The organism is Pseudomonas sp. SED1 (genome assembly GCF_034044025.1).
In the GTDB taxonomy this organism is placed as follows: Bacteria; Pseudomonadota; Gammaproteobacteria; order Pseudomonadales; family Pseudomonadaceae; genus Aquipseudomonas.
This window is the reverse complement of the sequence record NZ_JAXCIS010000141.1, coordinates 1-6,706: the sequence shown is the minus strand read 5'-3', so window position 1 is coordinate 6,706 and position 6,706 is coordinate 1. Positions and strand designations below refer to the sequence as shown.

The 6,706-nt window shown below is 60.7% G+C and carries 7 protein-coding genes; 4 read left to right on the top strand and 3 right to left on the bottom strand.

Translation table 11 applies throughout. The features are described 5' to 3' along the window. Nucleotides 1-12: 12 nt before the first annotated feature. On the bottom strand, nucleotides 13-627 hold the full coding sequence (locus SNL23_RS17915) for an NAD(P)-dependent oxidoreductase (protein WP_318302987.1): 615 nt from the start codon (nucleotides 625-627) through the stop codon (nucleotides 13-15). 34 nt (nucleotides 628-661) lie between these two features. Beyond that, nucleotides 662-1,534 carry an MBL fold metallo-hydrolase gene (locus SNL23_RS17910; protein WP_318302985.1) on the bottom strand — a complete coding sequence of 291 codons (873 nt, stop codon included), beginning with the start codon at nucleotides 1,532-1,534 and terminating at the stop codon, nucleotides 662-664. A gap of 104 nt (nucleotides 1,535-1,638) precedes the next feature. On the opposite strand from SNL23_RS17910, the gene SNL23_RS17905 reads away from it, so the two are divergent. Both SNL23_RS17905 and SNL23_RS17900 read left to right on the top strand, forming a co-directional pair. Beyond that, the gene (locus SNL23_RS17905) at nucleotides 1,639-2,544 is read left to right on the top strand and encodes a LysR family transcriptional regulator (RefSeq protein ID WP_076015896.1); all 906 of its coding nucleotides are present in this window, start codon (nucleotides 1,639-1,641) and stop codon (nucleotides 2,542-2,544) included. A gap of 100 nt (nucleotides 2,545-2,644) precedes the next feature. Continuing rightward, nucleotides 2,645-2,821: a hypothetical protein gene (locus SNL23_RS17900; RefSeq protein ID WP_167662732.1), complete on the top strand. Its 177-nt coding sequence runs from the start codon at nucleotides 2,645-2,647 to the stop codon at nucleotides 2,819-2,821. Here the strand turns inward: SNL23_RS17900 and SNL23_RS17895 are convergent. Continuing rightward, complete coding sequence (locus tag SNL23_RS17895; protein ID WP_076015894.1) at nucleotides 2,805-3,701, bottom strand: helix-turn-helix domain-containing protein; 897 nt, start codon at nucleotides 3,699-3,701, stop codon at nucleotides 2,805-2,807. The genes SNL23_RS17900 and SNL23_RS17895 overlap by 17 nt on opposite strands. 189 nt (nucleotides 3,702-3,890) lie before the next feature. Here SNL23_RS17895 and pobA point away from each other — a divergent pair, with 189 nt between their 5' ends. After that, nucleotides 3,891-5,075 (top strand): 4-hydroxybenzoate 3-monooxygenase, encoded by a 1,185-nt coding sequence (gene pobA, locus SNL23_RS17890; protein WP_173860392.1) that lies wholly within the window; start codon nucleotides 3,891-3,893, stop codon nucleotides 5,073-5,075. Between the two features lie 73 nt (nucleotides 5,076-5,148). Next, nucleotides 5,149-6,660, top strand: a complete 1,512-nt coding sequence (locus tag SNL23_RS17885) for an MDR family MFS transporter (protein WP_076015892.1) — start codon at nucleotides 5,149-5,151, stop codon at nucleotides 6,658-6,660. The last annotated feature ends 46 nt before the right edge of the window (nucleotides 6,661-6,706 follow it).

Sequence of the window (6,706 nt, the reverse complement as noted above, 5' to 3'; positions counted from 1 at the left end):
TGCGCGTCAGGCTTAATAACCGACCGTAAACCGCTGGCGCGAATGCTTCGGCGTTTCCACTTCATCAATCAGCGCAATCGCAAAGTCGGCAAAGCTGATCCAGCTGCGGCCTTCGCTGCTCACCAGCAATTCATCCTGGCCCAGGCGGAATTTGCCGGTGCGCGCGGTCTCGGTGAACTCCGCCGAAGGCGAAAGGAAGGTCCAGTCCAGGTCTTTTTCCTGACGCAAGGTGTCGAGGAAAATACTGCCGGCGCTGGCTTCGGTTTTGTATTCCTCGGGGAAGCCCGGGCTGTCGATGACCTTGGTGCCGCCCGACAACAGCAACGAACCGGCACCGCCCACCACCAGCAGGCGCTTTACGCCGGCTTTTTTCACCGGGTTGATCACCGCTTCAGGTGGCAGGGTGGCGAAGTGCGCAGCACTGATTACCACGTCGTTACCGCTGATGGCCTGTTCCAGCGCCTGGGCATCCAGCGCATCCACTTGCTTGAGGGTGACCCCTGGGCGCACGCCAATCTTGTCGGTATTCCGTGCGATGGCCGTGACGGTGTGCCCGCGACGCAACGCTTCTTCCAGCAGTTGGCTACCGGCACGACCGGTGGCACCAATGATTGCGATCTTGCTCATGACGTTCTCCAGTACGGTTAAGGGTTGAATCAATTCACCACTGCATTTCGCCCTTGGCGACTTTGGCGCCCAGTTCCAGGGTGCTTTCGTCGCCCAGGTTCGGGTAACGCTTTTTCATCGCCGCGATCAGGGCGGCAGAGTCCTTGGCCTTGGCGGTTTCTTCGTCAAACGCCTTGATGTAGTCGGCGGTGAACGCCACGGATTTGGGCGACGGTGTGCCCAGGTAGTGACCCGGAATCACGGTGCGCGGTTTCAAGTCCTGGATACGTTGCAGGGTTGCCAGCCAATCGGTGTGGGACTTCGCGGTCTGCGTGTCGGCCATCCACACATGGATGTTCTCGGAGACGACCACGCCACCGACGACTGCCTTGATCGACGGGATCCACACAAAGGTGCGGTCCGGTTGTGCGCCGTCCAGACCGATCACTTCCAGTTGCTTGCCTTCGAGGGTCAGGCTGTGGCCTTCAAGTACCTGCGGGATGACAGCTTTGGCAGGCTTGTCGGCCCCCAGTTTCGGGCCCCAGAACGCCAGTTTGTGTTCAACGGTGGCCTTGATATGGTCCACCACCGGCTGCGGCGCCAGGACTTTGGCCTGGGGGAACGCGGCGGTCAGGGTGTCGAGGCCGAAGTAGTAGTCCGGGTCGCCATGGCTGATGTAAATGGTCGTCAGGTGCTTGCCGCTGGCGCGGATTTTTTGCACCAGTTGCTCGGCCTGGGTCTTGCCGAATTGGGCGTCCACCAGGATCGCGTCTTTGTCGCCACTGACCAGTACCGAAGTGACCGGCATCATCGCGGTCTCGCCCGGGTTGTAGGCATCCAGGGTCAGGTCGGCAGCCGTGGCGTGGGCGGCGAAAGCCAGGGTGGCGGCGGCCAGGGCCACGCGCTTGAGCGGGGAGAATCCAAACATGTGCTGCTCCAGTCATCGGTAAGGTGTGGACAGAGCTTAGTTGCACCAAACGCTACAAAAAATGCGATGCTTGGACATAGTTTGTTTCTAAAAGCGGGCAAATCATGGATCGTCTTCAAGCAATGCGCGTGTTTGTGGCCGTGGTGGACTTGGGCAGCCAGTCCGCAGCGGCCGACCACCTGGACCTGTCGCGGCCGGTGGTGTCGCGCTACCTGGCGGAGCTGGAAGACTGGGTCGGCGCGCGGCTGATGCACCGCACCACGCGCAAACTCAGCCTGACCGCCGCCGGCAGCGAAACCTTGCCCCGTTGCCGGCAGATGCTGGAGTTGTGCAGCGACATGCAGGCCGCCGTCAGTGAACCGGACGAAGCGCCCCGTGGCCTGCTGCGCCTGAGCGTCAGCACCTCCTTCGGCCAGGCGCAGTTGGCCGATGCCATGGCCGAATACGTCAAGCGCTACCCGCTGGTCAGCATCGACATGCAGATGCTCGATCGCACCGTGAACCTGGTGGACGAACGTATCGACCTGGCGATTCGCACCAGCTTTGAACTGGACCCCAACCTGATCGCCCGCCGCCTCACGTTGTGCCGTTCGGTGATCTGCGCATCGCCCGCTTACCTGCTGGAGCATCCGCAGCCCCGGCGGGTCCAGGACTTGGCCCGGCACAATTGCCTGACCCACTCCTACTTCGGCAAAAGCCTGTGGCACTTCGTGGAAAACGGCGAGCCGGTGTCGGTGCCGGTGCAGGGCAATATCAGTGCGAATGAGGCGAGCACCTTATTGCGGGTGACGCTGGCGGGGGCCGGGGTGTCGCGGTTGCCGAGTTATCAGGCCGGCGACTACATCCGCAGCGGCGAGCTGATCCGCCTGCTGCCCGAGGCCGAGCCGCAGCAGATGAACATCTACGCGGTGTACGCCTCGCGCAAGCACATGCCGTCGGCGCTGCGCAGCTTGCTGGATTTTTTGGTGTTGAGGTTTCCGGAGGAGCCAGTGTGGGACGTCGGTCTCTGAGCCGACATAAACATGTCGAATATCGTCCGATAATGGCGACTTGCCCCAGTTGACCTATGCTTATCAAAGCACCTTCTTGATCGGATCAGAGGTCAGCATCATGTCGATCAAAACAAGAAAGTACCTGATGATTTTCACCCTGTGCGCCGCCGCCACAGCGCTCTACGGCACTGCCGCCTACCGCGTCGAACAGGCCCGCATGCAGCCGAGCTACGCCTCCAGCTGCAATCACGGTCAATGCGTTGGCCACATGGCCGCCTTCAGTTCGCTGCGCTAGCGTCCTGGTCGGCTTTCAACTGCTCCCGAAACGCTTTCGGAGAGAACCCGACGCGACGGCGAAACAGCCGCGAGAAGTTGGTCGGGTCAGAAAAGCCCAATACCTCAGACATCTCATTGATGGTCATGCTGGTGTAAGTCAGCAGGCGCTTGGCTTCCAGCAATTGGCGGTCGTGCATGATCTGCAGCGCGGGCTGCCCGCCCAATTCCCGACATGTACCGTTCAGGTGTGAGACCGAGATCCCGAGCTTGTGGGCCAGGTCTTCGATTTTCGGGTGTTCGCGGTAATGCTGTTCCACCAACTGGGTGAACCGGCGGAAGTATTCGCGGCCCCGGGGCGCCCGTGGATGCCGGCGCTGGATGGCCTGTCGGCTGATCCAAACCAGCAGCACACTGACCAGCGCGTGCATCATCATGTCCCGTGCCGGTTGATCGCTGGCGTACTCGTCCTGCAACCGCGCAAACAGGCTGTTGAGGTAGTCACTGTCGTTGCCGGCAGGGTAGCTGCCCAGGGCATTCAGGCCATCCAGCGCCGCGCCCAGTTGCCCCTGCAGGTGCGCCATCAGCGGCGCGGCCAGGGTCACCACAAAGCCTTCGACGTTTTCGGAAAACCGAAAACCATGCACGCACAACGGCGGCAGCACCTGCAGCGTCGCTTCGCTCAGGGTGCTGCGCTGGCCTTCAATTTCCAGTTGCGCCTGGCCCTTGTGCACGTAGAGCAATTGGCACAGGTCCGCATGCCGGTGGGGCTGGATTTCCCACTGGTACTCACGGCTGCGCCGGGAGATGGTTTCGCAGTGCAACAAATCCGGGGTCGGCCATTGCTGGCTCTCACCGTAGAGTTTGAATACTGGAATCGCGGCACTGGCAGTTTTGGTCATGGCTTCATCCGATACTTCGGGATAATTGTGCGGTAATCGCCCCAATTGGCGAAAAGCGCAGCTTTGGGCTCAGTTTTCACCTTCTTATGCCGGGCACTCAAGTGAAAAATGTCAGCAACACCTTCAATGACAACTCTTTCACCGGATACGTTCGGGTGAAGCTTGCGGGCCATAAAAATAATGAAAACGCTGAAAACCCAAGTCGCCATCATCGGCGCCGGCCCGTCGGGGCTGTTGCTCGGGCAACTGCTGCACAATGCCGGGATTGAAACCTTGATTCTAGAGCGCCAGACCCCGGATTACGTGCAAGGTCGCATCCGTGCCGGGGTGCTGGAGCAAGGTATGGTCGACCTGTTGCGCCAGGCCGGCGTCAGTGCGCGGATGGATGCCGAAGGCCTGGTACATGATGGCTTTGAGCTTGCACTGAACGGGCAACTGACCCACATCGACCTCAAGGCGCTGACCGGCGGCAAGACGGTGATGATCTACGGCCAGACCGAAGTCACCCGCGACCTGATGGCCGCGCGCCAGGCCAGCGGCGCCACTACTGTGTACGGAGCCAGCAATGTGCAGCCTCATGATCTGAAAAGCGCAGAGCCGTGGCTGAGCTTCGAGCATGAAGGTGAACAGTATCGGCTGGACTGCGATTACATCGCCGGCTGTGACGGTTTTCACGGTGTGGCGCGTCAGTCGATTCCCGCTGAGGCATTGAAGGTCTTCGAACGTGTCTATCCGTTCGGCTGGCTCGGCATTCTTGCCGACACCCCGCCGATCCACGATGAACTGGTGTACGCCAAGCACGAGCGCGGTTTTGCCCTGTGCAGCATGCGCTCACCGACCCGCAGCCGCTATTACCTGCAAGTGCCGGCCGATGAGTCGGTTGGCGACTGGTCCGATGAGCGCTTCTGGGATGAACTGAAAACCCGGCTGCCTACGTCGTTGATCGAGCAACTGGTGACGGGCCCGTCCATCGAAAAGAGCATCGCACCACTGCGCAGCTTTGTGGTGGAGCCAATGCAATACGGCCGCCTGTTCCTGCTGGGCGACGCCGCGCACATCGTGCCGCCCACCGGCGCCAAGGGCTTGAACCTGGCGGCCAGCGATGTCAGCACCTTGTTCACTATTTTGCTCAAGGTGTACCGCGAGGGCCGAGTGGAATTGCTGGAGAAATACTCGCAGATTTGCCTGCGGCGGATCTGGAAGGCCGAACGGTTTTCCTGGTGGATGACCTCGATGTTGCACCAATTCCCGGAGGCCGACGGCTTCAGCCAGCGCATTGCCCAGAGCGAACTGGAGTACTTCGTCGACTCCGAGGCCGGGCGTAAAACCATTGCAGAAAATTACGTCGGGCTTCCTTATGAGGCTATCGAATAGCCAGCTATCTAGTACACTGACGAGCATTCCCGCGGGCCTCCTTTTCCCGTGGGGCTTGCTCGCAGGTTCTGTCGTGACCAACCTCAATCAGCCCGCCACACCCGCTATTCGCAGTGTCCTTGTCGCCTTGATGATGGCGATCTTTCTCGGGGCCCTGGACCAGACCATCGTTGCTGTGTCCATGCCGGCGATTTCCGCCCAGTTCCATGACGTCAACCTGCTGGCCTGGGTGATCTCGGGCTACATGGTGGCGATGACCGTGGCGGTGCCGATCTACGGCAAGCTCGGCGACTTGTACGGGCGCCGGCCGATGATGCTGATCGGCATGGGCCTGTTCACCCTTGCTTCGCTGTTCTGCGGCATGGCCCAGAGCATGGAGCAGTTGGTGCTGGCGCGGATCCTCCAGGGCATCGGTGCCGGCGGGATGATTTCGGTCAGCCAGGCGATTATCGGCGACATCATTCCGCCTCGTGAGCGTGGGCGTTACCAGGGTTACTTCAGCAGCATGTACGCGGTGGCGAGCGTGGCCGGCCCGGTGTTGGGTGGTTACATGACCGAGTACCTGTCGTGGCGCTGGGTGTTCCTGATTAACCTGCCGCTGGGCGCGGGTGCCTGGTGGGTGGCCCATCGCACGTTGGTGGGGCTGCCGGTGCCGCAGCGCAAGCCGGTGATCGACTATCTCGGCACTGTGTTGATGATCGTCGGTTTGACGGCGCTGTTGCTGGGCATTACCGAAATTGGCCAGGGGCATCATTGGCGTGACGATGAAGTGCTGGGGTTGTTGGTTTGCGCGTTGGTGGCGTTGACGGTGTTTGTGTGGCACGAGCGCCGGGCGCGGGAGCCGTTGTTGCCGATGCACTTGTTTGCCAACCGCAGTGCGGTGTTGTGTTGGTGCACGATTTTCTTCACTAGTTTCCAGGCGATTTCCCTCACGGTGTTGATGCCGCTGCGTTACCAGACTGTGACCGGTTCCGGTGCTGACAGTGCCGCTTTGCACTTGCTTCCGCTGGCGATGGGGTTGCCGATGGGGGCGTATTTTGCCGGGCGTATGACTTCGGTGACTGGACGCTATAAGCCGATGATTCTGATGGGTGCTTTCCTGAGTCCGATCGCGATTCTCGGCATGGCGCTCAGTGCGCCGCAGGCTGTGGCAGTGACCAGTTTGTTTATGTTGCTGTGTGGGATTGCCGCCGGGATGCAGTTTCCGACTTCGCTGGTGGGGACGCAAAATTCGGTGGAGCAGCGGGATATTGGGGTGGCTACCAGCACCACGAATCTGTTTCGTTCCCTGGGCGGTGCGGTCGGGGTGGCGTGTATGTCGGCGCTGTTGTTGGCGTTGTTGCAGGACTCCAGTTTTGCGCACCTGGCCAGTGGGGCTTTGGTGGCTGAGGGGAGTTCCGGGAATGTGCTGTTGGATGGTTTGAATGCGGCGCCTGGGCCGGCGCAGGATGCGTTGCGGGGGGAGCTGCTTGTGACCTTCAGGCATTTGTTGATGGTGAGTGCGGGGGTTTCGTTGTTGGGGTTGGCGGCGGCGATTGCCATGCCTAATCGGGTGTTGCGGGGGCGGGAAGATAAGGCCAGGTAGTTTTGTGTACATATCCGTTATTTAGGTAACGGCCGCCTATGGTTCC

Coding starts and splice junctions, on each gene's coding strand:
- SNL23_RS17915 (WP_318302987.1), bottom strand. CDS start 627: ATGAGCAAGATCGCAATCATTGGTGCCACCGGTCGTGCCGGTAGCCAA.
- SNL23_RS17910 (WP_318302985.1), bottom strand. CDS start 1,534: ATGTTTGGATTCTCCCCGCTCAAGCGCGTGGCCCTGGCCGCCGCCACC.
- SNL23_RS17905 (WP_076015896.1), top strand. CDS start 1,639: ATGGATCGTCTTCAAGCAATGCGCGTGTTTGTGGCCGTGGTGGACTTG.
- SNL23_RS17900 (WP_167662732.1), top strand. CDS start 2,645: ATGTCGATCAAAACAAGAAAGTACCTGATGATTTTCACCCTGTGCGCC.
- SNL23_RS17895 (WP_076015894.1), bottom strand. CDS start 3,701: ATGACCAAAACTGCCAGTGCCGCGATTCCAGTATTCAAACTCTACGGT.